Genomic DNA, 26,420 nt, shown 5'->3' with positions numbered 1-26,420 from the left:
AGTGCTTGTCCTCGCTCACGAATCCCCCCTGCGGTCAGTGGGCCCGGACGGTCCGGACTGTTTCGGGACCAGTACATCCGCGGCGGCCTGCTGATAGCGCAGCACCGCCTGCTCGGCGACCCGCAGATCGCACGGCGCGCTCCACAACATCCGGCGGGCCGCGTCGTACCGCTCGATCAGCAGCGGATCCTCCGCCATCCCGTGCCTGGCCACCTTCGCCTTGTACGCGTCCAGGCGGCCGCGCAGCTCGGCGCGGACCGCGAGCGGCGCCGTGACCGCGGTCAACGACTCGCGGGCGCGCAGCAGTTCGTCCTCGGCCTCGCGCTCCAGGGACTCCAGCAGCGGCGAGAGCCGGTGCCACTGGGAGTACCTGCGGTACTCGGCGGCGGTGGCGAGCCGCTCCTGCAGTACGGTCGGCGGGCCGCTGACCGCGGGCACCTCGGATGCCGCGATCTTCGCCAGTACCTCGCCACGCGCCGAACGCGCCTCGGTCAGCGTCCGGTCGGCGCGCGAGAGCACATCGCGCAGCCGGAGCAGCCGCGCCTCCGAGTCCTGCCGGACCTGGAGCACCGCCTCGATCTCCCGGCGGATGTCCTCCAGGGCCCGTGCCGCCCGGTCGTAGCGGTCGGTGTCGGGCCGGCCGCCGCCCGGGGCCGAACTGCCGGGCGCGGACCGCCAGAAGGCCAGCGGGTCGGAGATCACCTGGGCGCGCAGTGTGGACAGTTCGTGGGTGATCGACTCCAGCTCGTCGCCGGCCGGGTGCTCCCCGGGCCGTACGCCGACGGAGTGCGCGAGCGAGCGGGTGCGCTGCAGCTCGGCGGAGAGCAGGTCTATCCGGGCGGGCAGCGCGGACCACACCGAGTCGGCCGTCACCACCATGTCCAGCGAACTCGCGTACAGGTCGTTCATCCGGGCCACCAGCTCCTCGAGCGTGAACTGCTCGGAGAGCTTGGCGGGTCCGGTGATCGAGGGAGCCGGGTGAGCGGCGGAGCTGGCGATCGTGACGCTGCGGCCGCGCAGCCGGTCGGTCAGCTCCACCAGGTCCTCGCGACTGGGCCAGCGCCGCCTGGCGCGCAGCTCACGCGTGTCGTTCAGGGCGGCGGTGTACGCGTCGAAGTACCCCCACAGCAGCGTTATCGCCTGCTCGGTGGAGGCCCAGCGGTCCTTGGTGACGCCCGTCAGCCCGGCACCTTCGAGGAGCCTGCGGCCCGCGTGGTCCTGCAGGGCGAGGAGCGACGTCTCGATCGCCTCGTGCTCCGCGCCGAGCCGCGCCAGCGCACGGTCCACCTCGTCCCGGTCCATCACCGGCCCGGTGGGTCCCGCGACGCCCATCGATCACCTCTCCGCTTCTTCCTGCCAGGACTAGTCGTTCGTAGGTCAGCCGGTGCGGTACTTGGGCGCCGGCGGCCCGGTTATCCCGGGCAGATCGGCCACCAGCCACTTGTTGTACGCCTCCGTCCAGGGGCCCTTGCGGTAGTCGTCGAGCACCTTGTTGACCCGGCGCACCAGGTCGTCGTTGCCGAGCTTGGTGGCGACTCCGTAGAACTCGGTGGTGAAGGGCTTGCCGCCCTTGAGCTCGACCGCGGGGTCCTGCGCAGCCTGGCCGGCCGCGAGGGCGGCGTCCGTCACGACAGCGTCGACGAGGCCCATCTGGAGCCGGACCAGGCAGTCCAGCTGGTTGGGCACGGTGAACTGCTCCTCGTCCTGCGGCTGCCCGTCGTGCTCATCCTTGAACGTCGCTCCGAAGGAGTTCTTCGCCAGGGCGTCGTACGCCGTCGAGCCCTCCGCCGAGCAGATCTTCTTCCCGGCGAGCGACTTGTTGTATCCGGTGATGGACGAGCCCTTGGGCGCGAGCACCTGCTGGCCGGTCTGGAAGTACGCGGTGGAGAACGCGACCTGCTTGATCCTGGCGCAGTTGATCGTCATCGTACGGACGACGATGTCCACCGTGCCGTTGTTCAGCGCGGGTATGCGCTGGTTGGTCGGTATGGCGCGGAAGATGATGGCGTCCGGCCTGCCGAGGATGTCCTGGGCGATCGCCCGCGCGAGATCGATGTCGAAGCCCTCGAGACCGCCGGAGGCGGGGTTGCGATAGCCCCAGCGGTAGCTGTTCTGATCGACGCCGACGATCAGCTTGCCCCGCTGCACGATCGCGTCGATGTTCGGCCCGCCGGCGGCCGACGACGGCAGCGAGGCCTCGGGCGTCGCACAGTCGTCCGCCTTGGCGGGCCGGGCCGAGGCCACGCCCTGGCCGGCCAGCACCGAGCCGGCGTTGTCCGCAGCGCCGTGGGACAGCGGCAGCAGCGTGGCGGCGGCGGTCAGTGCGCAGGCCGCGGCCATCCCCGCGACGCCGCCCCAGCCACGGAACCTGCTCCTCGCAACCCTCATCGCGCCGCCTCTCACCGGTACTCCGAAAGTCTGCGGTTGATGCCGAGAACGGCTCCCGCCGCGCCCAGCACAGCCAGCGCGGCGGCGCCGATCGGCAGCCCGGCCAGTGCCCCGCGCGCGGACTCCGCGGACGCCGTGAACTCGCGCTGCTCATGGTCGATCGCCTGGCGCAGCGCCGCGTCCACCGTGTCGAAGGACTGGCCCGTGGAGCCCTTCGCCCCAATGGTCTGCTGCAGGGCTCCTTCGTAGTCGCCGTCGTTGTCGGTGTTGCGCGCCTTCTGATGGCGGGTGCGCCACTCGGCCACGGCCGTGGTGGCGTCCGCGACGGGGCCGCGGCCCTCGGGGTCGTCGGCGAGGTCCTTCGCCCCCTTGAGCGTGAGGCTGACGGCGTCCATGCGGTTCTTGTAGTTGAACTCGTACTGGTCGTTCTTGCCGTCCGGGGTGAGGACCGCGCCTCGTGCCACCAGTGTCAGGTTCTCGTTGGCACGGGCCTGCAGCGCGTGCACCCGGGAGGTGTTGAGAGTCTTCAGGGAATCCTGTCCGCGCTCCATGGCGGCCTGCAGCTCGGTGCGGGCCACTGTGTGCCCCACGATCAGCCAGAGGATGACGATCGTCGAGGCCGCTGTGGCGGCCAGCAGCCCGTGGTTGAACATGCGGTTCGTACGCCGGTAGTTGCGCCGCTGGGCCCAGACGAGCGCGGCCAGCGCCAGCACGCCGAGACCGAGCGAGGCGAACGGCCAGTCCTGCGCGTCGCCGGTGTCCTGGCCGAGTCGCGCCGTCTCCGCCTTGTAGAGCTTGTCGGCGGCGGGCAGCAGCTCGGTCGACATCTTCAGGTTCGCGTACCGCAGATAGGCGCCGCCGAGCGGCAGGCCCTGCCGGTTGTTGGCGCGCGCGCGCTCGACCAGGCCTGTGTAGCGGGGCAGCTGCTCATTGAGCGTCGCTGTCTCGCGGCCCGACTCGGTCGAACTGTCGGTATTCGCCGCGGCGTTGATCAGCAGGCGGGATGCGGCCGTGATGTCCTTTTCGTACCGCTCGTGGATGGCGCGGGGCTCTTCGGCGCCCGCGAGGAAGCCGTTGGCCGCCGCGGCGTCCGCGTCGGCCAGCGAGCGGTGGATGGACGCGGCGTCCGCGCTCAGCGGCTGGCTGCGGCTCACCACATCGTCGGCCGCGGCCGCCCGGTCGGAGATCTCGAACGCGGTCACCGCGCCGAACGCCACCACCAGCGCGGCCAGCACGGCCCCGATGATCTGCAGCCGGCCGGGCTCGGTCGTCGCAGCAGTACGCAGCCGCTCCTTGCCCTCGGCCCATGCGCCGCGGTGTGCGGGTGGCTGGGCCGGCGGCTGTGCGGGCGCATACGCCGCAGCCGCCTGGGGCGCGGTGCGCGCAGTAGGCGGGTATGTCACGTGACCTCCCCCTCGGTCGCTGACGTCGGCCCGCCCCCCGGCGGGTGGGGGACGACTCCCGGTCAGCAGTATGGCCGCAGTGACTGACATTCACAGCATGATTGACTGGATCTTGTTGCTGTCGCAGCAATTCAGGATCCTGCCAGGCCGTTCTCCCCACCGTTCTCCCCACCATGAATACGCTTCAGAGCCTTGATCGGTTCCCTCTGCACGGATGCCGGAACCCGCGCCCGGGGGCCTGGGCGGAGGCCGGATACAGCGGAGGCTGGGGTTCCTGCCGTCCTGCCGTCCCGCTCTCGCTATGCGTAGTGCGCGCGCAGCCGGGCGCGGGTCTCCGGCGACGCCCCGATGTGGTCGAGCCCCAGCAGCGCGGCGCCCAGCACCGGCGGGGCCGTCACCACCTCGATGACCGCCTTCGGCGCCTTGGCCGCGAGCAGCTTGCCGATGTGCTCGTCCAGCTCCGGGTGCCGGGCCGCGAGGACGCTGCCGCCCAGCAGCACCGGCGCCTCCTCGTCGAGCAGATCGAGCCGGGCGAGCGCCACCGTGGACATGGCGACGACCTCCTCCGCGAGCCGGTGCACCAGCGAGCGGGCAACCGGATCGCCTTCGGCGCTGGTGGCGAAGAGGACCGGGGTCAGCTCATGCTTGCGCGCCGGGGGGATGTGCTCCAGATGCAGCGCCTCGATCAGCGCGTACATGGAGGCCAGGCCGAAGTGCGCGGGCAGCGTACGGGCCAGGGCCGTCGGCTCGCCGCGGCCGTCCTCCGCCCGCGCCGCGAACCACAGCGCCTCCTCCGCGAGCCCCGAACCCCCGCCCCAGTCCCCGGAGATCTTGCCGATCGCGGGGAAGCGGGCGGTACGGCCGTCCGGCAGCATGCCGACGCAGTTGATGCCCGCGCCGCACACCACCGCGACACCCCGCGGCTCGTCGACGCCCGCGCGAAGTATGGCGAAGGTGTCGTTGCGCACCTCGGTCGTACGGCCCCACTCACGGGCGTGCAGAGCGGCCGTCAGCTCCCGTTCCTCCACCGGCAGATCAGCATTGGCGAGACAGGCCGACACATGCTCGACGCCGTCGATGGCAGCGCCGTGGGCGCGTGCCTTCGCCAGCGCCTCGCCGACAGTCGCGCCGAGCACATCGAGCGCCGCCCCGACGCCGACCTTCGGCGGCTGGAAGCCGGGCCCGCGCGACGACACAAGCACCGAGCCGTCGTCGCCGACGAAGGCGATGTCGGTCTTGCTGTTGCCCGCGTCGATGGCGAGGACTGCGGCGTTCACGCCCACGCGAGGTGCTCCTGATTGTGCGCGATCAGCTTGTCGGTGAGTGCTTCGGCGTACTCGTACTGGGCGATCAGCGGATGCGACAGCATGGCCTTGAAGACGCGGTCGCGACCGCCGCGCAGGGCGGCCTCCAGCGCCAGGTCCTCGTAGGCCGTCACCTGGGCGATCAACCCCGCGTACAACGGGTCGACTTCGGGCACGGGCAGCGGTGTCACGCCCTGCGAGCCGACGGCGGCCTGCACTTCGATCACGGCGTCGTCCGGCAGGAAGGACAGCGTGCCCTTGTTGACGGTGTTCACCACCTGGTACGGGCTGCCTCCTGCGCCCAGCAGCGAGGCCGCCAGGTCCACGGCCGCCTCCGAGTAGAAGGCGCCGCCGCGCCTGGCGAGCAGTTCCGGCTTCTCGTCGAGCGCCGGGTCGCCGTACATCTCGAGCAGCTGCTTCTCCATCTCCGCGACCTCGGCGGCCCGCGACGGCTTCGTCTTCAGCTCCCGTACGACCTCGTCGTGCGCGTAGAAGTAGCGCAGGTAGTACGAGGGGACGACACCGAGCCGGTCGAGCACCGCACGCGGCAGATGCAGATCGTCGGCGATCGCGTCACCGTGTCCGGCCAGCAGCTTCGGCAGTACGTCCGCGCCCTCGGGACCGCCGAGCCGCACACCCGTCTCCCACGTCAGGTGGTTGAGGCCCACATGGTTCAAGTGGATGTCGGCCGGGGCGACTTCGAGGAGCCCCGCGAACTTGCGCTGGAAGCCGATGGCGACATTGCACAGACCGACGGCCTTGTGGCCGGCCTGCAGCAGCGCCCTGGTCACGATGCCCACCGGGTTGGTGAAGTCGATGATCCAGGCATTCGGATTGGTACGGCGCACCCGCTCGGCGATGTCGAGGACGACCGGGACGGTACGCAGCGCCTTGGCGAGGCCGCCCGCACCCGTCGTCTCCTGTCCGACGCAGCCGCACTCCAGCGGCCAGGTCTCGTCCTGGTTCCGCGCCGCCTGCCCGCCGACGCGCAGCTGCAGCAGCACCGCGTCGGCGTCGGCGACACCCGCGTCCAGGTCCGAGGTGGTGACGATCCTCCCGTCGTGTCCCTGCCTGGCGAAGATCCGCCGCGCCAGACCGCCGACCAGCTCGAGCCGGTCGGCCGCCGGGTCGATAAGGACCAGTTCACTGATCGGGAGGGTGTCCCTCAGCCGGGCGAAGCCGTCGATCAACTCAGGGGTATAGGTGGATCCGCCACCCACGACTGCGAGCTTCATCAGTTCTTAGCCCTTCACTCCGGTCAGTGTGACGCCCTCGACGAACGCCTTCTGGGCGAAGAAGAAGACGAGGATCACGGGGGCCATGACCAGTACGGTCGCGGCCATGGTCAGATTCCAGTCGGTGTGGTGCGCGCCCTTGAAGGACTCCAGGCCGTACGACAGGGTCCACGCGGCCGGGTTCTCCGAGGCGTAGATCTGCGGGCCGAAGTAGTCGTTCCAGGCGTAGAAGAACTGGAAGAGCGCGACGGCGGCGATGCCCGGTTTGGCCATCGGCAGCACCACCTTGAGCAGCGTGCGGAACTCACCGCAGCCGTCGACCTTCGCCGAGTCGAGATACTCGTTCGGGATGGTCAGCAGGAACTGGCGCAGCAGGAAGATCGAGAACGCGTCGCCGAACGCCATCGGGATGATCAGCGGCCAGAGCGTTCCGGAGAAGTCGAACTGCTTCGCCCAGAACAGATACATCGGGATGATGGTGACCTGCTGCGGCAGCATCATCATCGAGATGACCAGCATCAGCGACAGCTGGCGGCCACGGAAGCGGAACTTGGCCAGGGCGTACGCCACCGGGACCGAGGAGACGACCGTGAGGACGGTGCCAAGGCCCGCGTACAGCAGAGTGTTCTTCCACCAGGTCAGAAACCCCGGGGTGTTCCAGACGTCCGCGTAGTTGCTCCACTCCCAGTTCTGCGGCCACAGATCGCGGGTGAGCGCCTGCTGGTCGCTCATCACCGACGTCAGGAAGAGGAAGGCGAACGGCAGCACGAAGAAGAGCGCGGCCGCGATCCCCAGCGAGTGCACCGCGACCCACCGGAGCAGGGCCTTGCGGCGCGCGGAGCGGGCGGCGGGGGACCGGGAGATCGCCTCGGAAGCCGTGGGGGCGGTCAGGACTTGAGTCATGACGGTCAGTCACCTGCCTGGATGAGGCCGCCACGGCGGCGCATCAGCAGCGCGGTGAAGGCCATGGCGAGGGCGAAGAGCACAAGCGCGATCACACACGCGGAGCCGTAGTCGAAGCGCTGGAAGCCGAGGTCGTAGACGAGCTGGGGGAGGGTCAGTGTGGACTTGTCGGGGTAGCCGGGTTCGAACTGCTGGCCCGAGCCGCCGATGATGCCGGAGGCGACCTTTCCCGCGACGAGGGGCTGTGTGTAGTACTGCATGGTCTGGATCACGCCGGTGACCACGGCGAACATCACGATGGGCATGATGTTCGGCAGGGTCACGAAGCGGAACCGCTGCCGGGCCGAGGCCCCGTCCAGCTCCGCCGCCTCGTACTGCTCCTTCGGTACGTCGAGCAGCGCGGCCATGAAGATCACCATCAGGTCGCCGATGCCCCACAGGGCGAGCGAGGTGAGGGCGGGCTTCGACCAGGTGGGGTCGGTGAACCAGCCGGGGGTCGGCAGCCCGATCGAGTCGAGGACCGAATTGACCGGCCCCGTACCCGGGTTGAGGAGGAAGACGAAGGCGAGCGTCGCCGCGACCGGTGGGGCCAGGTAGGGCAGGTAGAACAGCGTACGGAAGAGCCCGGCCCCGGTCTTGATCCTGGTGATCAGCAGTCCGATGCCGAGACCGAACACGACCCGGCAGGTGACCATGACCACGACGAGCCAGAGGGTGTTCTGCATGGCCGGCCAGAACAGCCGGTAGTCGCTGAAGACGTACGACCAGTTGTCCAGGCCGTTGAAGGAGGGCGGGCGGATGCCGTCGTACTTCGTGAAGGAGAAGTAGACGGTGGAGATCAGCGGGTAGGCGAAGAAGACGCTGAAGCCGATCAGCCAGGGCGACATGAAGGCCGCTGTCCGAAGCGCCGACCGGCGGCGCTTCGAACGCAGGGTGTGCCTGCCGGTGCTCCTGCCCGTGCCCCTGTCCGTGCCTGTCCCCGTCCCCGTGCGCATGCTCGTGCTGATGCTCATGGGAGGACTACTTCGCCTTCGCGATGTCCGTGTCGATCTGCTGGGCGGTCTTCTCCAGGCCGGCCCTGAGATCCTTCACGGAGCCCTTCTCGTACTGGTAGCCGAAGTCCTGGAACGTCACCTGGTACGCACCGCCGTCGGCCTGCGCCGGGGTGGTGTTCGACTTCGGGTGCTGCGCGATCTCGATGAAGGTCCTGAACCCGGGCTCGATCTTCAGCTTCGGCGACTTGAGCGCCTCCAGTGTGGACGGCACGTTGTGGATCGCGTTGGAGAAGGCCACGACCGCGTCGGTGTCCGTGGTCATGTACTTCAGCAGCTCCCACGCCGCGTTCTGCTTCTGGCTGGTGGCCGCGATTCCCATGACGGTGCCGGAGAGGTAGCCCTTGCCGTAGTCGGCGACCTGGTCGTCGGCGACGGGCAGTGGCGCAGTGCCGATCTCGAACGTGGCGCCCGCCTCCTTGGCCATACCGAGCCGCCACTCGCCGTCGAGCTGCATGGCGACCTGACCGGTGTGGAAGGGGTGCTTGGCGCCCCACTCGTCCCCGAAGGTGTTGCGGTACTTCTCCAGCTTCTGGAAGCCGCCGAGCTTGTCGATCAGACCCTTCTGGAAGGTGAGCATCTTCGAGAAGGCCGGGTCCTTGGCGACGTTGGACTTGCCGGCGGCGTCGAAGTACGTCGGTCCCCACTGGGAGACGTAGTGCATCGGGGTGGTCTCGTAGCCGTGGTAGGTCGGCATGACGCCGACCTGCGAGTAGCTGTCGCCCTTGGGCTTGGTCAGCTTCTCGGCGTCCTTCTCGAACTCGCTCCACGTCTTCGGCGGGGCGGTGATCCCGGCGGCTTTGAAGGCGTCCTTGTTGTAGTACAGCCCGTACGCGTCGTTGAGCAGCGGCAGTGTGCACTGGTTGCCGTCGAACTGCGTGTAGTCGAGCAGCGTCTTCGGGAAGACCTTCGCCGGGTCGATCTTCGACTTGTCCAGGAACGGCTTGAGGTCGACGAAGGAGCCGGAGGTGCAGAACTTGCCGACGCTGTCGGTGGTGAACGAGGACACCACGTCGGGTGCCTTGGAGCCGCCGGCCCGCAGCGCCTGCTGGATCTTGGCGTCGGTGATGTTGGCGGTGACCTTCACCTTGATGTTCGGGTGCGCCTTCTCGAACCGGGCGACGTTGTCCTGGATCGCCTTCACCTCGCCGGGCGCGCTCCAGCCGTGCCAGAAGTTGATCGTGACGTCCTTGTTGGGGTCGTCGGTCGCCGCGTTCTCGTTCGACCCCGTACAGGCCGAGGCCAACAGGGATATCGCGGCGGTCGCGGCGAGCGCGGCGGCCGTCTTCCGGGTGCGTGTGGGCATGGCGGTGTCTCCCTGTGGCGGGTGGAGGGGCCTGGGGTCGAACGGGGGAGGTGTGCTGGTTTTCAGCGGGAGGTGTCGAAGACCTCGTCCCGCGTGGTGGCCAGGGCGCTCTCCAGCGCCCCGCGCAGGACCGGGTGTTCCCGTACGGAACCGAGTACGAGACGGGGCCGGGAAGCGGCCAGTTCGGTGAGCTCTGCCTGAACGCGTGCGCGCAGAGGTTCCCCGCCTGCGGCGATCACCTCGCCGGACAGGACGACGAGTTCGGGGTCGAGTACGGCGACCATGGAGGCGAGACCGGTGGCGAGACCGGTCGCGTAGGCGTCGAGAAGCTGCCGGTACGGCCCCGATTCGGCACCGGCGGCCCGGGAGACCAGCTCGGTGGCGACCTCGGCGTGCGGACCGTGCGGGACGCCGTCCACACCGAGCTCGCGCGCGAGCCGGGGCAGCGCCTGCGCACCGGCGAGTTCCTGGAAACCACCGCTGTTCGCCTTGGTCACCTGCCGCACCAGAGGGGTGCCGGGCACCGGCAGGAACCCGACCTCACCGGCACCACCGGTGAAGCCGCGGTGCAGCCGGCCGCCGATGACGAGGGCGGCGCCGAGCCCCTCCTCGTTCCACAGCAGCACAAAGTTCTGAAGACCGTGCGCGGCGCCCAGGCGCTGTTCGGCGACCGCGACCAGGTTGACGTCGTTCTCGTACTCGACGGGCATCGGCAGCACCGCGGCCAGTTCGTCGAGGAGGGTGGGGGAGTGCCAGCCGGGCAGATGGGATGCGTACCGCAGCCGCCCGGTGGACGGGTCGAAGGCGCCGGGTGTGCCGATGACCAGCCGGTGCACATCGGAGCGGGTGAGCCCGGCGGCCTTCACTGCCCCGTCGAGCGCCTCGGTGACCTGGCGTACGACGCTCTCGGCTCGCCGCCCCGGGGTCGGCAGCTCGAACTCTCCGACGGTGGCGCCGGTGATGTCGGCGACGGCGGCGCGGATCCGGTGCGGGGTCACATCGAGCCCGCCGGCGAAGGCGGCCCGCGCGTTGACGGCGTACAGCTGGGCGTTGGGCCCGGGCCGGCCTTCGGTGGTCCCGGTGGCGACAACGAGCCCGGCGGACTCGAGCCGCGCCAGCAGTTGGGATGCGGTGGGCTTGGAGAGGCCGGTAAGTTTCCCTATCTTCGTACGTGACAGGGGCCCGTGCTCGAGCAGCAGGTCGAGTGCGGCCCGATCGTTCATGGCGCGGAGTACGCGCGGTGTACCGGGTGTGGTTCCGGGTGTGGTTCCGGGTGTGGTTCCGGCCACGACGGATGCACCTGCCTTTCGACTGCGGACTTCCCCGCTGCACTGTTAGGAAAGTTTCCTAACCAGTGAGAGGAAAAGTAAGCCGCACGTCAGCCGGGCGTCAATGGCCAGCGCCTCCGAGGCAACCAAAGCGTTACCTGCGGAGGCGCGGAACGTGTGCAGTCTGCGGCAGGTCTGCGGCCGGTGTCAGCGCCCGTCGGTGAGCACCTGCGCGGTGGGTGCCCAGTATCCGTTCAGTCCACCGGCGGTGATCCGGACCATGGGCCTGCCGTTCACGACGGCTCTGCGGTCGAACGGCGCGTTGGACTCCTTGGCGAACTTCACGGTCTTGGTGGAGCCGGTGGTCCCGTTCGCGCCGAACTTGACGCAGGTGATCTCCACGCCTGCGGGGAAGGTCGCGTTGCGCTGCGGGCGGTAGGTCGTGGAGACGTACTCGCCGCGCAGGAAGACCTTCGGGAACGCCTCGCCGATCCACCAGCCCGCATAGGAACCGGCGTTGATCCGGTAGTAGATGCCGCGGCCCATGATGCGGCGCCGTACGTTGACCGGAGCCTGGGTGGCCTTGGCGAAGGTCACCTTCTTCGTGGCCAGCTGCCTGTCGGCCTTCGAGGCGGACCAGCCGAAGCTGTCCGCCGCGCCGAGGGTGTCGAGCGCGTAGAGGGTGTGCGTGCCGGCGGCGATGGCCGCGGCGGACCCCGAGCGCAGGCCGTACGCCGGGAAGTCGTCGATCAGCTGGTCGTGCCGGTTGGCGATGGTGGGGCTGCCGGTCTGCCAATGCAGCTGCCGCAGAAGGTTGATGTGGTGCTGGTGGTACGTCGGCGCCGGAATGCGGTGAGTGTCGCAGTAGTACGAGTACCAGCGGGCGTTGCGCAGCCGGGGGAAGTGATCACGGATCGTGGTGAGCGAACCGTCGTACAGCTGCTCCGCCAGCGGATTGCCGGTCGCCTGGAAGTAGTCCCAGAGCCCGAACATGGCGAAGATCATGCCGTTGTAGGTGTAGTCCGAGGTGCCCGGGGCGTTGATCGGGTACTCCTGGATCCACAGGTATCCGTTCTTGTCCCTGTTCACCGCCCACGGCTTGGCATTGTCGGCGCGCAGCATCGAGGCGAAGGCACCGTCGGCGGCCGCCCGGTAGGTCGTGCGCTCCTCCTCGGTGATCCCGTGGAGCTGGGAGAGCTGGATGAAGAGACTGATCGCCTCACCCTGCGCCATGCCCGAGTACCAGGGCGCCTTGTAGACGACGCCGCTGTGCGTCGGGTGCGCGAAGTTGAAGGGGTACGGGAAGTACCAGGCGCCGCGAGCCTCCACCCGCTTCTCGATCAGACGGTCCGCCTGCGCCTTGGCGCGCTTGAGGAACAGAGCCCTGCGGGCGGGGTCCTTGTCGATGCGGTAGCCGGTGAGACAGCCCAGACCGAACTGGATCTGGGTGACGGGCTGGTCGTATCCGGCCGCGGTCCTGTTGGGCCGGTACTGGATGACGCCCTTGGAGTCGAGATAGGTGTGGTTGTTGTCGGGCGTGACATTGGCCCAGGCCGTCGGACGGTCCCGCCACGGCCGCAGCGCCTCTGGCAGGTCGGTGACGCACCTGTAGGCGGACTTGTTGAACTGGAACGGCAGGGCCGTCGGTACGGAGTTCTCGACGGCCTGCGGGTTCACCGGCTCATCGGCGTACGGAATGTCCACCAGGGCGCCGGGCCTGGAGAGAGTGCCCTCGGCGAGCTGATCCGGCAGCGGCGGCAGGGGTGGCGGCGCCGGCGGCGGCTGATCGCCGCCCGGTGCGCCCGGTACCCCCGGGAGGCTCAGCGCGAGCGACCTCGGCATCCCGCCGAAGAGGTCCGCCTCGGGGGCGTTGAACACCCCGGCGGCCATGGCGGTGAAGGTCCCCCCGCCCGCCACGGCGGCACCGGCGACGGTGCCTCCGGCCACACGGATGAAGCGTCTGCGGCCGATGTCGGCACGTCTCTGTCCTGGCATGACTGAAGAACGCGAGTCATGAGGGAGTCGTGATGCCGGCGCGCCCAGGAGTACACAAACGTGTAGTAGTCCGATCTGACGTGACGCCAGGGGTGGGCCTGATCGGGAAGAGCGGGGCTGGGCGAGGCTGCCCGCGGGGCGGGTGCTCAACCGGAATGGGTGCCGAACTGCTCGGTCATGCGGAGGGGTTGCCCGACGACCCACGAGGCGACGTCTTCCAGCTCGGCTTTCTCCCAGCTCGGCTTGCTGAAGCGCTGCGGGACCCCATGCCTGCATTAACTGATCGATCAGCTCCGCTTCTGGGACTAAGGTGCGCCGACGGACCTCATGCAGTTGTCCGTTCCAGGAAGGGCCTGGGGAGGCCCATGGAGGGGGAAACCGTCATGTCTGAACACCGATGGAGAGGCGCTCGCGCATGGGGTGCGATGGTGGGTGCCACGCTCCTGGTGGGGGTGCTTTCGACGCCGGCCTTCGGGGCAGTGAGCGATTCGGCCGACGATCCGGTGCCTCTGGCACCCCGGATCACCAGCGAGGGGCCGTACACCGAGTGCACGGCGAATGACTGCGCTGGGCAGGGCGAGCCTGGGCTGGCCGGGATGTTCACGTTCCGGCCGAACGCGGTGGACATCGATCCGGAGACGGGGAAGACCGACGTCGCGGGCTACCGAGTGAGGTTGCAGACCGAGCCCGGAGCCACGGAGGTCAGCGGGGCCGAGCCGCCGCCGTACGCCGTGGTGCCCACCGTTGCGGGCACTCAGGTTCTGGAAGTACAGGCCAAGGACTGGGGCGAGCGGTGGGGCGCACCCGCGTACTTTACGTTCCAAGTGAAGCCGGCGTCGGGCACGGTCGGGCACTGGCAGTTTGCCGACCGGCCGACGGCCCCGGCGGTGACCACCACGAAGGACACCGCCACCGAGGGCACAAAGCGCCATGACGCGACGCTCAAGGGCGGGGCGACCTGGTCGGACCGGGCGCGGCGAGGTGATGGTGACTATTCGCTCGATCTGAACAGCACGGACTCGGACAAGCGGAAGGCGTACGCGGCGACGGCCAAACCGGTGGTCGACACCAAGGAATCGTTCACGGTCTCGGTCTGGGCGTATCTCGCTGGAACGAAATCCGATCAGGTCGTGCTCTCGGCGCCCGGGTCACAGGACGCGACGTTCGAGCTGTACTACTCCGCCAAGCAGAAGAAGTGGGCCTTCGGCCGCGGTGCCCAGGACCACGGCGACACTGCGGACGTCGTCTCCTACGGTGATGCGGCGAACCCGCCCGCCCGCGTGTGGACGCATCTGACTGGGGTGTTCGACAGCAAGCGGGACACGGACAAGACGAACGACACTGTCCAGCTGTTCGTCAACGGGCGCCCTCAGGGCCAACCGGTGAATCTCTCCGCCGAGGCTGCGGCGTACGAACCTTGGTCGTCCACCAAGGGGCTTCAGATCGGCCGGACCAAGGACGACGGAAGCTACCAGCGCTATTTCCACGGCTACGTCGACGAAGCAGCCGTCTGGCACCGGGCGCTCAGGCCGGTGGATGTACGGGCGGTTTCGGAACTCACGGCTGAGGGCGGGCCGGCCACCGCGCTGGTGGCGGACTGGAACGCCGGGCTCTCCACTGGCAGTGAGATCAAGGACGTGAGCGGTTACGCCAAGCCCGGCCTGACTCTGTCGGCAGAGGGTGCGCAGCTTCGGGCGGACGAGTCCGGGCGGCGTCAGCTGGTCCTCGACGGAATTCAGGGTCATGCCGCGACGCCCGGGCCGGCGATGGACGAGAGCGGCTCGTTCACGGTCTCGGCCAGGGTCCGTGTCGACAGTGCCGGGTGGGCTGCCAAGCCATCCGGTTACCGCGCCATCGCGGCCGGTCAAAGGCTCGCGGACGAATCGTCATGGGCCCTGGTACTGCGGAAGATCGACCAGGACGTCAGCGTCTGGAGCTTTGAGAAGACCGCGGTGGACGCGGCAGGCAAGGTGACGGAGCGGGTCGTGGTTCAGGCGGACAACATCATGGAACCGTCGGAATTCGATACCCCGATCCATATCTCGGGTGTGTACGACGCGGCTGCGACCACGTCCGGTGAGCCGGACGCATCCGGCAAGCTCAAGCTCTACATCGGCAGCAGCCCGCAGAACGAGAACCCGCACGCCGGGCGCACGTCGCAGGCGCAGGGCACGGGAGAGCTGGCCGTGGGGCGCGGTGCCGACGGCGGGACCATGGACCACTACCTCCCCGGCGGCCTGGACCGGCTGCGCATCTGGACCGGTGCGATGACGGCGAACGGACTCGCCCAGGAACTGGAATCGGGCGCGGCCGGCTGACGCGGACATGGAACGGGCCCCCGCCGCATGGCAGGGGCCCGTTCCTGTGCGTAGTCCTACTTGGCCACGTTCGCCGTCGGCGCCAGCGGCGTCGCTGCCAGTGACTGCGGCGAGGTCGCCGACCCGTACGCCGAGGGCGCCGCCATCCCCGCCGTCGGGTCTGCCGACGCGGCCTGCTCCGGCACCGGCGGCAGGCCGCCCACGATGCGGATGCCCGCCTTGTCGAAGGCCTGCTTGATCCGCCAGCGCAGCTCCCGCTCCACGCCCAGTGCCTTGCCCGGCATCGTCTTCGCCGCGACCCGCACTGTCATCGAGTCCAGCAGTACCTCGTTCAGACCCAGCGCCTCCACCGGGCCCCACAGCCGCTCGTTCCACGGCTCGGACTTCGCCAGGTCGTCCGCGACCTCGCTGATCACCGAGTTGACCTGGTCCAGGTTCTCCGAGGAGCGGACCATGACGTCGACCGAGGCCGTCGCCCAGCCCTGGCTGAGGTTGCCGATGCGCTTGATCTCGCCGTTGCGGACGTACCAGATCTCGCCGCTGTCGCCGCGCAGTTTGGTGACGCGCAGGCCGACCTCGATCACCTCGCCGGAGGCGACACCCGCGTCCACACTGTCGCCGACGCCGTACTGGTCCTCCATGATCATGAAGACACCGGAGAGGAAGTCGGTGACGAGGTTCCGGGCGCCGAAGCCGATCGCGACGCCCGCGACACCGGCGGAGGCGAGCAGCGGGGCCAGGTCGATCTTGAAGGCGCCGAGGACCATCAGGCCCGCGGTGCCGAGAATCACAAAGGACGAGACCGAGCGGAGTACGGATCCGATGGCCTCCGAGCGCTGACGGCGGCGCTCGGCGTTGACCAGCAGGCCCCCGAGAGCCGTGCCCTCCACCGCCTGGGCGGAGCGGTTCATCCGCTCTATCAGCTTGGTGAGGGCGCGGCGCAGCAGCATGCGCAGCACCAGCGCGACCACCAGGATCAGCGCGATGCGCAGGCTGGTGTTCAACCAGGTGGACCAGTTCTGCTCCACCCAGCCTGCGGCGTCTCCTGCCTGCTTGGCGGCCTCGTCGAGCGAGCCGGGCTCGGTTGACGGATCGGCGACCAATAGGACGGACCAGGACACGAGCGGAACCTCCAGGCATAGCGGGTGGCAGACCAACCACCCTAACGGGGCATCCGGTGTGCTCGGGCGCGGTGTTCGAGGGAGAGACGAGGCTCACCCGGGGATGAAGTGGGTGTGCTGCAAAACACTTCGAGCCCGTTACCCGCACGTGGTGGCGCTCGGACCTGGCATGAGGAGACACTGAAGAGCAGATCGTCCCGGCGCGAGCCACGCGCCGCCGGCGTACAAGGAGGCATCCACCGTGCCGCACGTTCTGGTCCTCAATGCGTCGTACGAGCCCCTCGGCGTCGTACCGCTTCGCCGCGCGCTCATCCTCGTACTGGAGAACAAGGCCCTCTGCCTCGAGGAATCCGGCGCCTTCATGCACAGCGCGACCCGTGTCATCGCCGCACCCAGCGTCGTACGGCTGAAGCGGTTCGTGCGGGTCCCCTACCGGGGGCCCGTTCCGCTTACCCGCAAAGCACTCTTCGCCCGCGACGGCGGGCGCTGTATGTACTGCGGTGGCGTCGCAACCAGCGTCGACCATGTCATTCCGCGCAGCCGTGGCGGACAGCACGCCTGGGACAACGTGGTGGCGGCCTGCCGCCGCTGCAACCATGTCAAGGCGGACCGGCATCTGCGGGAGCTGGGGTGGCGGCTGCACCAGCATCCCGCTCCGCCGAGCGGCCTCGCGTGGCGCATCATCGGGACCGGGCATAGGGACCCGCGCTGGCTGCCATACCTGCAGCCGTACGGCGCGGACGACGCGATGGCCCGGATCGACGGCATCTCTGCCTGAGGTCCCCTTCTTTTTTTGGGGCTCGGCTCGCCTCCGGGGCGCCTTGAGCGTCTGTCGACGGTCGGCCGTGCTCGACCGCTCGTGCCTCGCGGCCTCCGCGCGCTCTTCGCTTTCGACAGCCGCGCGCCCCTTCGGCTCGCTCGCCGGGGCGGAGGGGCGGAGGGGCGCCGGGGCCTCTGGGCTGGGCAGGGCTCGGGGGGCGCCGTTCACTCTGTGACGGCGTATGCCTCCACGGACCAGAGCGAGTACCCGTACTGGGTGGCGCGCGCGTCGCCCTGGACACGGATGAAGCGGGTGTCCCTGGCGTCCATACGCATGCTCTCGCGCCCGCCCCCGCCGTCCTTGACCGTCGCGGCCGTGCGCCACGTGCGGCCGTCGGCGGAGACCTGGATGCGGTACTTCGTCGCGTACGCGTCCTGCCAGTGCAGCACCACCTGCCCGACCCGGGCAGGCTGCTTCAGCTCCAGCTGCCACCAGGCGCCGTCCTCGGCGGGCGAGGACCAGCGGGTCTTCGGGTCGCCGTCGAGCGCCGCCGACGCCGGGAAGTCGGCCGTCTCGTCGCCCGACGAGGAGGCGGCGGCGCCTGCCGTGCGTGCGAGGTCGGGGCCCCCGGTGCGCGGATAGGCACGCACCGTCAGCGTGCGCTCCTGGCCCGCGAAGGACAGCGGCACCCGGTACTCACCGGCCGGTGTGCCCGCCGGGACGGTCACCTCGACCGGCACGGTCGTACGCTGCCCGCGCGGCACCGTCGTCTGCTTCGGGACCCTCACCTTGATGCCGGCCGGAGCCTTCGCGGTGAGTTCGCCGCGCACCTCGGCGGGGCGCCGCCCGGTCAGCCGGACGCCCGCGCGCTGCGGGCCGCCGCCGATCTCGGCGTCCGCCTCGCCGCGTACGAGATCGAGGCCGGCCGGCGGCTCGTCGGCGAACCACGGCGCCACGGACCGTACGGCGACGGGATCGTCCCCGTCCGCCACGACCCTCACCGCGTCCACCCGCAGGCCCTTCGCGTCGGTCTCGGTCCAGCCGCCGGCGGAGAGAGGGCCGAGCGTGCGCCAGCCCTGGCCCGGGACATGCGCCTCCACCCGGCCGCCGGAGCCCGTGGCACCCGCGGACGGCTCGGTCATCGTGTTCACCGAGGCGACGGGCCTGGGCCGGTCCAGCCGGACCGTGTCCTCGCCTGCCGTGTCCGGGAAGCGGTCCGCACCCGTCCAGATCGCCGACTCCTTCGCGGCCCGGTCCAGGAACGGTTTCAGCACGCCCTTGCCGACCGTCGCCCGGCTCGCCCCGATGGCCGTGCGCAGCGGCTCCAGGGCCAGCGAGTCCCGCCAGGCCGCCGCGCCGTCGCCGCGCACCTGTGCCTGCAGCATGTCCACCGAGAGCTCGCCGGCCCGGCCGTACCGCGCCAACTGCTCCAGCCACGGCCGCACTTCATCGTCGAGACGGCCGTCGGCGGGCCGTGTCAGCCGCTGCGGGGCCTCGCGCATCACGGTGAACGCGGCGCGCAGCGAGGCCGCCGCCCGGTCCCTGGCCGCCGCGTCCGTCGTCGTGCGCGACCGCCAGAACTCCTTCAGCAGCGGCTGCAGATAACCGGACTCGGTGGGGCTGAGTATCGAAGAGGCGTGATTGCCGGCCAGCGCGCGCATGGCCTCGCGGGTCTTCGTATCGCCGCCCGCGAGATCGTCGATCGCGGCCTGCCAGGACTCGTCGGGGCGGTAGCCCTTCGGGTTCCAGGCGTAGTCGGCGGCGGTGAACAGCGGTATGCGGGACGCGTAGGCCTGCTCCATGGCGTTGGCGAGCAGCGCGACGGAGCCGGTCGCCACGGCAGGCTCGCGGCCCGTGTAAGGGCCGAGGAATATCCGGTCCTGCGCGTAGTCGTTGACCGGGTAGTTGTCCATGGTGACCAGCGGATGCTTGAACGTCTCCCGGGCACCCGCCAGTTCGCGGCCCGTGATGGTGCGCGGCACCACCCCGACACCCGTCCAGGCCACCTGGACCCTGCCGTCCAGCTCGCTCGCGAGCGCCCGCCGGAAGTCGGTGGCACCGTCCTGGTAGAACTCCGTCGGCATCAGCGAGAGCGGCGCGGCTTCCGGATGTCGGTCGGCCAGATGCTGCGCCACCGCGCCCGCCACGCGCGCCTGCGCCCTGGCCGCCGCCTCGGGGCCCGAGCCGAAGGCGTCCGCGTCCTCGTCGCAGTGCCACTCGCTGTAGCTGACGTCCTGGAACTGCAGCTGGAAGGCGCGTACACCCAGCGCCCACATCGCGTCGATCTTGCGCGTCAGCGCCTTGACGTCGCCGTCCTTGGCCAGACACATGGCCTGCGCGGGCGCGACGGCCCAGGCGAGTGTGACGTGGTTGCGGCGCGCGCGCTCGGCGAGCTCGCGGAACTCCGCTCGCTGGGCCGCGGGATACGGCTCGCGCCAGCGGGCCTGCCGGAAGGGGTCGTCACCGGGCGCGTACAGATAGCGGTTCTGCTTGGTGCGACCCATGAAGTCCAGCTGTGCCAGCCGCTGTTGATGGCTCCACGGCTGTCCGTAGAAACCTTCCGTCATGCCCCGTACGGCCGTGCCCGGCCAGTCGCGTACGAGTACCCCGGCGACGGTCCGCCGGTCGGCTCCCGCGACGGTCTGTCGGACGATCAGCTGCCGCAGCGTCTGGACGCCGTGGTAGAGGCCGTCCTCACCGACGCCGTCGAGCGCGACGGTGTCCCGGCCCTGGACCTGGCCGACCGCGAGCCGGTAGCCGCCGGAGGGGAGATCGGTGCGTTCGGGTGCGCGCAGGGCGCGCAGCGCGTCCCACGCGCCGGTGCCGCCGATGCGCAGGACGGGGCCGTGGCCGGGCAGTGCGGTGTGCACGGTGCGTACGCCGGACGCGTGCAGCAGCTCCGTCAGCCGCTCGACGGCGTACGGATCGGCGCCGCGGTCCGCGACGACAGTCACTTCCTCACCCAGCGCGACGGCCGATCCCGCCGCCCGCATCGTCTGCGGTCGCGGCCAGACGGGGGGCAGCGCGGCCTCACCTTCGGGGTCCTGCGCGGTGGTGGCGGGGGAGCCGGGGTCGTCCGGGGCGGCGACCGCGCCGTGCGCGCCGCCGAGCAGGCTGCCGATGACAGCGACCGCGACGGCTGTCGCAGTACGCCTCCCGCGCGCGAGCCGCACGCCCGTCTCCCCTCAGTCTCCCCAGTCGCTCCGGTCGGCTTCGAGCCCACCACCACCACAGTGAGGGTGTCAATGCGAGTGGCCGTTGTGCACCTTTTGACTTATGTGATGGGCGGTTTGGTTGATTTGATTCAACTCCCACACAGGGAACGGAATGTGACACGGAACACGTTGACTGATCGTGTACGTCTGCGGCCGTGCCCGCTGGGTAGGGCTGCTGATGTCCCACTACCGTCCGCTTGGAGTGACCACCGTGGCCGCATCCGCACACCTTCTGCTGTCCGCCCTGTCCAAACAGGTCCCGGGTCCCGGCCCGCTGACCAGCGAACCCCCGCTCGCCGACGCCGCCCCACTGACCAGTGAACCGCCGCTCACCGACTGTGCACCTCTCACCAGCGAGCCGACGGCCCACGGCACGGCCGGCGGCGTGGAGTCCCCAGGAGTCTGAATGGGCCTTGCCCGGCTCGCCGCACTGCACGGAGTCGCCACTTCCTACGCGCCCTCCGAGGGCGTCACCGTCCCGGTCCCCGACGCGACGGTCGTCGCGGTCCTCGCCGCACTCGGCGTCGACGCGTCCACCGCGTCGGGGGTTCGTGATGCCCTGAGCCGCGCCGAGTCCGCCGCCGCGGGCCGGCTGCTGCCGCCGACGGTCGTGCTCTGGAGCGCGAGCGGCGAGGTTCCGGCAGCACTGACGGAGCTGCCCGCGGGCACGACCCTGCGGGTCGAGACGGAACAGGGCGCGGAGGTGGAGTGGCTGATCCGCGGGCCTGCGGCTGCCGCGACGAACGGCGATGCGGATCAGGCCTCGTTGCGCGGCGAGGGGGAAGAGGCCGCCTTACGCGGCGACGAGCAAGAGGCCGCCTTACGCGGCGAGGCGGAAGAGGTCCCCGCGCCCGACGCGACGCGCGGCGAACCCGCCGCCGCCCCCGCGGCGCCGGCCGTCTCCGGCGGGGCCGGGGCTGCCCCCGAGGACCCCCAGCCCTGGCAGCAACTTCCGTATGGCGTTCATCAGTTGTCGGCCGAGGCTCCGGACGGTCGGGTCGCCCGGTCCAGCCTTGTCGTCGCGCCCGCCCGGGTGCCGCAGCCCGACGGCCGCTCGCACGGCCTTCTCGTACAGCTCTACTCCCTGCTCTCCACCCGCTCCTGGGGCATGGGCGACCTCGGCGATCTGGCCGAGCTGGCGACCTGGTCCGGACGGTCGCTCGGGGCTTCCTTCGTACAGGTGAACCCGCTGCACGCGGCCGTACCTGGCCCCCCCACCGACCCCTCCCCGTACCGGCCGTCCTCGCGTCGCTTCCCCGACCCCGTCCATCTGCGCATCGAGGACATCCCCGAATACGCGTATGCGGGCGCCCGGGACGGGCAGCGGCTGGAGGAGCTCCGTGACAAGGGCGCCGGGCTGCGGGAATCCGTTCTGCGGAAGGGCGCGCTGATCGACCGGGACGCGGTCTGGGAGCTGAAGCGCGAGGCCTTGGAAATCGTGCACCGCATCCCGCTCGGGCCCGGACGTCGCGCCGCATACTGCGACTTCCTCGCCGAGCAGGGCCAGGCCCTGGAGGACCACGCCACCTGGTGCGCCCTCGCCGAGGTGCACGGCCCCGAATGGCACACCTGGCCGGTGGAACTGCAGGACCCGCGCTCGCCCGAGACCGCCCGCGCCGGGGACGAGTTGATGGACCGGGTCGACTTCCACAGCAGGCTCGCCTGGCTGACCGACCGGCAGCTGGCCGCCGCCGGGCAGGCGGCCCGCGAGGCGGGCATGGACGTCGGCATCGTCCACGACCTGGCAGTCGGCGTGCACCCGGGTGGCGCGGACGCCTGGGCGCAGCGGGATGCCTTTGCCGCCGGGATGTCGGTCGGCGCCCCGCCGGACGCCTTCAATGCCCGTGGCCAGGACTGGGGCCTGCCCCCGTGGCGCCCGGACGTGCTGGCCGCCTCCGGCTACGCCCCGTACCGAGGGCTGCTGCGCGGACTCCTCCGCAATGCGGGCGCGCTGCGTATCGACCATGTGATGGGCCTGTTCCGCCTCTGGTGGGTCCCGGAGGGCAGCCCGCCCACCGACGGCACATACGTCCGCTACGACGCCGAGGCGATGCTCGCGGTCCTCGTCCTGGAGGCCCACCGGGCGGGCACCGTCGTGATAGGGGAGGACCTCGGCACGGTAGAGCCGGGTGTGCGCGAGGAGCTGACGCGCCGCGGCGTGCTGGGCACCTCCGTGCTCTGGTTCGAGCGTGACTGGGCCGGCACCGGCCGGCCGCTGCCGCCCGAGGAGTGGCGCGTCGGATGTGTGGCCACCGCGACCACTCACGATCTGCCGTCCACGGCGGCCCGGCTGACCGGCGAGCATGTGGCGCTGCGCCACCGCCTCGGCCTGCTGACCCGTTCCCTGGAGCAGGAGCGCACGGAGCATGCCGGGGATGTCGCCGAGTGGCTCGGCCTGCTGGGCGGCCTCGGCCTGCTGCCCGAGGGCAGCGGCGACGAGGAGGGCCTGATCCGCGCGGTCTACCGCTTTCTGCTGCGTACGCCCGCCCGGATGGTCGGCGTTTGGCTGCCGGACGCGGTGGGTGACCGGCGCCCGCAGAATCTGCCGGGCACCTGGGACCAGTATCCGAACTGGCGGCTGCCCGTCGCGGACGCCGAAGGCCATCCCCTCACGCTGGAGGAGCTGGCCGCCTCGCCCCGGCTGCACGCGCTGATGGGCGTCTTCGTGGACGTCTTCCGCCCCGGGGACTGCCCCGGGGGTGGCTCCGGGGCCGGTGCGGGGCCCGGGCGCGGGCCCGGTGCCCGTACGGCACCCCCGGACGCGCGCCCGGGATAGCCGTTCGCTACGTTGGCACCGTGGACAAGAAGAACGCTTTGCGCGCCGGCGCCGTCGCGGCCGGTACGACGCTGATGATGCTGCTCCTGTCGTCGCCGGCGCTCGCGCTGACCCCGGACGACGGCGACGACCCGGGCCCGGGCCTGAGCGTGATCCAGACGGTCGGCCTCTTTGTCGTGACGCCGCTCGCCCTCTTCGCGGTGATCGCGGGCCTGGTGATGGTCCTCGACAAGTCCAAGAAGCCGAGCTGACCGGCTCCCAGTAGCCCGACCCGAACGGTTCTTCCAGGGCGCCCTGGGGTGTGTACGCACCCGAGGGCGCCCTTGGCATGTCGCGGGCCCCCACGGCGCGCGGGCCCCCACGGCGCGCGGGCCCCCACGGCGCTCGCGATCCCTCATGGCGCACGATCCCGGCCGGTACCGGTCCACGGGCACGCACGCCCAAACCTTTCAGTTTTCCTTCAAATAATCGTCGAAAGTATTCGATGGACCTAAGCATTCCGCCGATGCGACGGTAGCTCGTGCAACCGAGAGATCCCCCGGCGGGGGAGAGAGGCAAGGCGTATACCGATGGCAGTCCTGGACCGCGTCCGCAGCAGTGAGGCGACAACCCCGGCGGAGAAGGTGCGCCGGGCCTCCGGCCTCGGGCTCCTGCTCGCCGCCGTCGCGACGGTCGTCTGGTCGGGGAGTTTCGTCGCCTCTCGTGCCCTTCATGACTCCGTACCGCCCGTGCAGGCCGCCTTCTGGCGCTGGATCGTCGCGATCGTCGCCGTCGCGCCGTTCGCCGCACGCGAGACCTGGCGGCAACGAGCGCTGATACGACGCCACTCGGGATACCTCACCCTCGCCTCGCTGCTCGGCGTCACCGTCTACAACACCCTCGTCAACCAGGCCGGTCTCTCCACTCCGGCCGGCAACATGGGCATGATCATGGCCGCCTCGCCCGTCCTGATGGCGGTGTACGAACGCCTCGGCGGAAAGCGGCTGGGAGTGCGCCGTGCGGTCGGAATGGCGGTCGCCTGCACGGGAGTTCTGCTGCTGGTCGGCAAGGGATCCCTGTCGTTGGACTTCGCTGCCGGTGACCTGTGGATGTTCGCCGCGGCGCTCAGCTTCGCCTCGTACAGCGCACTGCTGCGCCGCCGTCCCGCCGAAATCGGCGGACTCGCCTTCCTCTTCACCACGTTCGTGATCGGCGCCCTGATGCTGGCTCCCGCGTTCGGCGCCTGCCTGGCCCTCCAAGGCGGCTTCGAGCCAACGGCCGGGACGGTCGGACCGTTGGTGTACGTCGGCGTCTTCTCCTCCGCGGTCGCCTTCCTCTCCTGGAACAAGGCGATCGCGCTGCTCGGCGCGGCACGGGCCGGAGTCGTCTACTACCTGCAGCCCGTCTGTGTGGCCGTGCTCTCCTTCGTCCTCCTGGGTGAGGCGACCGGCCCGACGCAGATCCTGTGCATGGTGCTGATCCTCGGCGGAGTCATGCTGGGGGCGTCGGGCGGTGCGGCGGGCAGGGCCAGGAAGCGGTAGCCGCACAGCGGAAGCCGAACGGAGGCCTGTTGGCGGGGCGTTGGCGGTGCCTGGAACGATCATGCGCATGGCACAACAGGATCCGACCCAGGACATCCGGCACCACGGTGAGGGGCTCGTCGCCGCCGCGCTTGCGGGAGACGCGCAGACAGCCCGCAGGCACACCGACTTCTTCGTCCTCCGCAGACACGTCGACGAAGGCATTCCGTACTGGGAGCGGGCGGTGGCCGCGGGGGACGCGTTCTCCGCCTACACCCTCGCCCGGTACCGGAAGATCCGCGGCAATCGCGCGGAGGCCGACCGGCTCTACCGCTCCGCCGCCGAGCGGCACGCCGGATGCGCGTACGGACTCGGCGTCCTGCTTCAGGAGGACGGGAACCCGGAGGCCGCCGAGTGGTTCCGGCGCGGCTGGGAACTGGGCCACCTCGACTGCAAGATCGAGCTCGGCAAGCACCTCGCGGCCGAGGGCAGGCTGGACGAGGCTCCCAAGTTCCTGATGGACAACGTGGACATCGGCGATATCGCCGTCTTCCGCTGGGTGCAGCTCTTCGAGTCCATACGGGGGGACTTCGACCAGGTCGCCGCGGGTCTCGCGGCCGCGGAAGCGGAAGCGGCGGAAGCAGCGGTGGCGGCGGGCGGAGCGGATGGCGGCGGTGGGCCCGCGCGTGAGGCACTCCGCCCGCTCTTCGAGATGGGCGACCACTTCCGGGACTATCCCGGGCTGGCCGTCGAGGCCGAGACGTACTACCGCAGGGCCGCGGCCCTCAGTGCCTCCGCCCGCGTCGACCACGCCATCTTCCTGGAGGAGACGGAGGCGGCGGGGGAGACGGAGGCGGCAGGCTCGGGCGATCGCTGGACCGAGGCCCGTCAACTCCTCGTCCAGGCATATGAGTCGGGGTACGAAGGTGCCGCGTACGTCCTCGGCGTACTGCATGAACAGCGCGGTGAACTCGCCGACGCCGAACGCTGGTACGCCGTATCGGCCGCCGATGGGCACCAGTCCGCGCAGTGGAACCTGGGCATCCTCTGCAAGCGGCAGCGGCGCTTCGATGAGGCGGAGCGCTGGTTCCGCGAGATCGGTGACGACGACGAGGACGTCGCCGACCAGTTGGCGCGGATCGCCCGGCTGCGGGCGGACGGCGTGGCGCCCGGCAAGGACCTGCGCCGGCTGCCGGGGCTGCGCGAGCGCGCTGAGGCGGGTGACGTCCAGGCCTCGTACGCGTACGGGAAGATCCTCGGCGAGGGGGGCGGCGCGGCCGCGCGTCATATGGTCCGGTGGATCGAACCCGCGGCGCGGGCCGGTGACCCGGAGGCGGCGTACGACCTGGCGGAGCTCTGCAGCGAACTGCGCAGGCCCGTGCTCCGCGACCACTGGTACCGGCAGGCCGCCGAGACCGGTCACCACGACGCCTGCAACCAGATGGGCTGGCTCTCCGAGCACCACAAGGACTACCAGGAGTCCGAGCGCTGGTACGTCCGCGCGGCCGAGGGCGGCGCGCCGCTGAACGCGATGCTCGCGGGCAAACTCAAGGCGCAGCGTGGCGCGTACGCGGAGGCCGAACCGTATCTGCGCAAGGCCTGGGAGGAAGGGCAGGAGTACGCGTACCGCACCGAGGCGGCCGGCTACTACGGGCTCGTCCTGCACCGGCTCGGCCGCCACGCGGACGCGATCGAGCCGCTGCGCTGCGCGGCGGAGAGCTGGCGGGAGGATGTGCGCAGCCGCTACAGCCGGGACGATCTGGATGTCCTCGCCCGGATGGCGGACCCGGAGAAGGAGCTGGCCGCTGCGGAGGCGGCGCTGTCGGCCGGATAGCACCGGATGGTGCCGGCCGGTGCCGGCCGGTGCCGGATCAGGA

The 26,420-nt window shown here is 70.4% G+C and carries 19 protein-coding genes; 7 read left to right on the top strand and 12 right to left on the bottom strand.

The window, feature by feature from the left end; genetic code table 11:
* Positions 1-15 precede the first annotated feature (15 nt).
* The 10 genes from OG735_RS14895 to OG735_RS14850 all read right to left on the bottom strand — a co-directional run bounded on the left by OG735_RS14895 (position 16) and on the right by OG735_RS14850 (position 12,854).
* Positions 16-1,302 (bottom strand): hypothetical protein, encoded by a 1,287-nt coding sequence (locus tag OG735_RS14895; RefSeq protein WP_327328317.1) that lies wholly within the window; start codon positions 1,300-1,302, stop codon positions 16-18.
* A 75-nt stretch (positions 1,303-1,377) separates the two neighbouring features.
* Positions 1,378-2,388, bottom strand: a complete 1,011-nt coding sequence (locus tag OG735_RS14890) for a glutamate ABC transporter substrate-binding protein (RefSeq protein WP_327323659.1) — start codon at positions 2,386-2,388, stop codon at positions 1,378-1,380.
* Positions 2,389-2,399: 11 nt separating this feature from the next.
* Positions 2,400-3,791, bottom strand: coding sequence for a hypothetical protein (locus OG735_RS14885; RefSeq protein ID WP_442812428.1), 1,392 nt, complete (start codon positions 3,789-3,791; stop codon positions 2,400-2,402).
* A 299-nt stretch (positions 3,792-4,090) separates the two neighbouring features.
* Entirely contained in the window at positions 4,091-5,074 is a 984-nt protein-coding gene (locus OG735_RS14880; RefSeq protein WP_327323658.1) for an N-acetylglucosamine kinase, read from the bottom strand.
* Positions 5,065-6,330 carry a 6-phospho-beta-glucosidase gene (locus OG735_RS14875; protein WP_327323657.1) on the bottom strand — a complete coding sequence of 422 codons (1,266 nt, stop codon included), beginning with the start codon at positions 6,328-6,330 and terminating at the stop codon, positions 5,065-5,067. The genes OG735_RS14880 and OG735_RS14875 overlap by 10 nt, the downstream gene beginning before the upstream one ends.
* A gap of 6 nt (positions 6,331-6,336) precedes the next feature.
* The gene (locus tag OG735_RS14870; protein ID WP_327323656.1) at positions 6,337-7,233 is read right to left on the bottom strand and encodes a carbohydrate ABC transporter permease; all 897 of its coding nucleotides are present in this window, start codon (positions 7,231-7,233) and stop codon (positions 6,337-6,339) included.
* A gap of 5 nt (positions 7,234-7,238) precedes the next feature.
* Positions 7,239-8,228, bottom strand: a complete 990-nt coding sequence (locus OG735_RS14865; protein ID WP_327328315.1) for a carbohydrate ABC transporter permease — start codon at positions 8,226-8,228, stop codon at positions 7,239-7,241.
* 25 nt (positions 8,229-8,253) lie between these two features.
* The gene (locus OG735_RS14860) at positions 8,254-9,591 is read right to left on the bottom strand and encodes an ABC transporter substrate-binding protein (protein ID WP_327323655.1); all 1,338 of its coding nucleotides are present in this window, start codon (positions 9,589-9,591) and stop codon (positions 8,254-8,256) included.
* A gap of 62 nt (positions 9,592-9,653) precedes the next feature.
* Positions 9,654-10,814, bottom strand: coding sequence for an ROK family transcriptional regulator (locus tag OG735_RS14855; protein ID WP_327323654.1), 1,161 nt, complete (start codon positions 10,812-10,814; stop codon positions 9,654-9,656).
* Positions 10,815-11,066: 252 nt separating this feature from the next.
* Positions 11,067-12,854 carry a D-glucuronyl C5-epimerase family protein gene (locus OG735_RS14850; RefSeq protein WP_327323653.1) on the bottom strand — a complete coding sequence of 596 codons (1,788 nt, stop codon included), beginning with the start codon at positions 12,852-12,854 and terminating at the stop codon, positions 11,067-11,069.
* Between the two features lie 383 nt (positions 12,855-13,237).
* On the opposite strand from OG735_RS14850, the gene OG735_RS14845 reads away from it, so the two are divergent.
* On the top strand, positions 13,238-15,172 hold the full coding sequence (locus OG735_RS14845; RefSeq protein ID WP_327323652.1) for a LamG domain-containing protein: 1,935 nt from the start codon (positions 13,238-13,240) through the stop codon (positions 15,170-15,172).
* Positions 15,173-15,228: 56 nt separating this feature from the next.
* On the opposite strand, the gene OG735_RS14840 is transcribed toward OG735_RS14845, so the two are convergent.
* Entirely contained in the window at positions 15,229-16,293 is a 1,065-nt protein-coding gene (locus OG735_RS14840) for a mechanosensitive ion channel family protein (RefSeq protein WP_327323651.1), read from the bottom strand.
* 241 nt (positions 16,294-16,534) lie between these two features.
* Here OG735_RS14840 and OG735_RS14835 point away from each other — a divergent pair, with 241 nt between their 5' ends.
* Positions 16,535-17,071, top strand: coding sequence for an HNH endonuclease (locus OG735_RS14835; protein WP_142217192.1), 537 nt, complete (start codon positions 16,535-16,537; stop codon positions 17,069-17,071).
* Positions 17,072-17,277: 206 nt separating this feature from the next.
* On the opposite strand, the gene OG735_RS14830 is transcribed toward OG735_RS14835, so the two are convergent.
* Positions 17,278-20,226, bottom strand: coding sequence for a beta-N-acetylglucosaminidase domain-containing protein (locus tag OG735_RS14830; RefSeq protein WP_327323650.1), 2,949 nt, complete (start codon positions 20,224-20,226; stop codon positions 17,278-17,280).
* A 253-nt stretch (positions 20,227-20,479) separates the two neighbouring features.
* Between OG735_RS14830 and OG735_RS14825 the strand changes: the two genes are divergently transcribed.
* From OG735_RS14825 to OG735_RS14805, 5 genes are all read left to right on the top strand, one after another.
* Positions 20,480-20,674 carry a hypothetical protein gene (locus OG735_RS14825; RefSeq protein ID WP_327323649.1) on the top strand — a complete coding sequence of 65 codons (195 nt, stop codon included), beginning with the start codon at positions 20,480-20,482 and terminating at the stop codon, positions 20,672-20,674.
* Positions 20,675-23,044 (top strand): 4-alpha-glucanotransferase, encoded by a 2,370-nt coding sequence (gene malQ, locus OG735_RS14820; RefSeq protein WP_327323648.1) that lies wholly within the window; start codon positions 20,675-20,677, stop codon positions 23,042-23,044.
* 20 nt (positions 23,045-23,064) lie between these two features.
* Positions 23,065-23,295, top strand: coding sequence for a hypothetical protein (locus tag OG735_RS14815; protein ID WP_327323647.1), 231 nt, complete (start codon positions 23,065-23,067; stop codon positions 23,293-23,295).
* Positions 23,296-23,613: 318 nt separating this feature from the next.
* A complete protein-coding gene (locus OG735_RS14810) occupies positions 23,614-24,564 on the top strand; it encodes a DMT family transporter (protein ID WP_327323646.1) in 951 nt (316 codons plus the stop codon).
* Between the two features lie 67 nt (positions 24,565-24,631).
* Positions 24,632-26,377, top strand: a complete 1,746-nt coding sequence (locus OG735_RS14805; RefSeq protein ID WP_327323645.1) for a tetratricopeptide repeat protein — start codon at positions 24,632-24,634, stop codon at positions 26,375-26,377.
* Positions 26,378-26,420 lie beyond the last annotated feature (43 nt).

This window comes from Streptomyces sp. NBC_01210, assembly GCF_036010325.1.
In the GTDB taxonomy this organism is placed as follows: Bacteria; Actinomycetota; Actinomycetes; order Streptomycetales; family Streptomycetaceae; genus Streptomyces.
The sequence above is the reverse complement of the archived record's forward strand: the minus strand, read 5'-3'. Positions and strand labels throughout refer to the sequence as shown.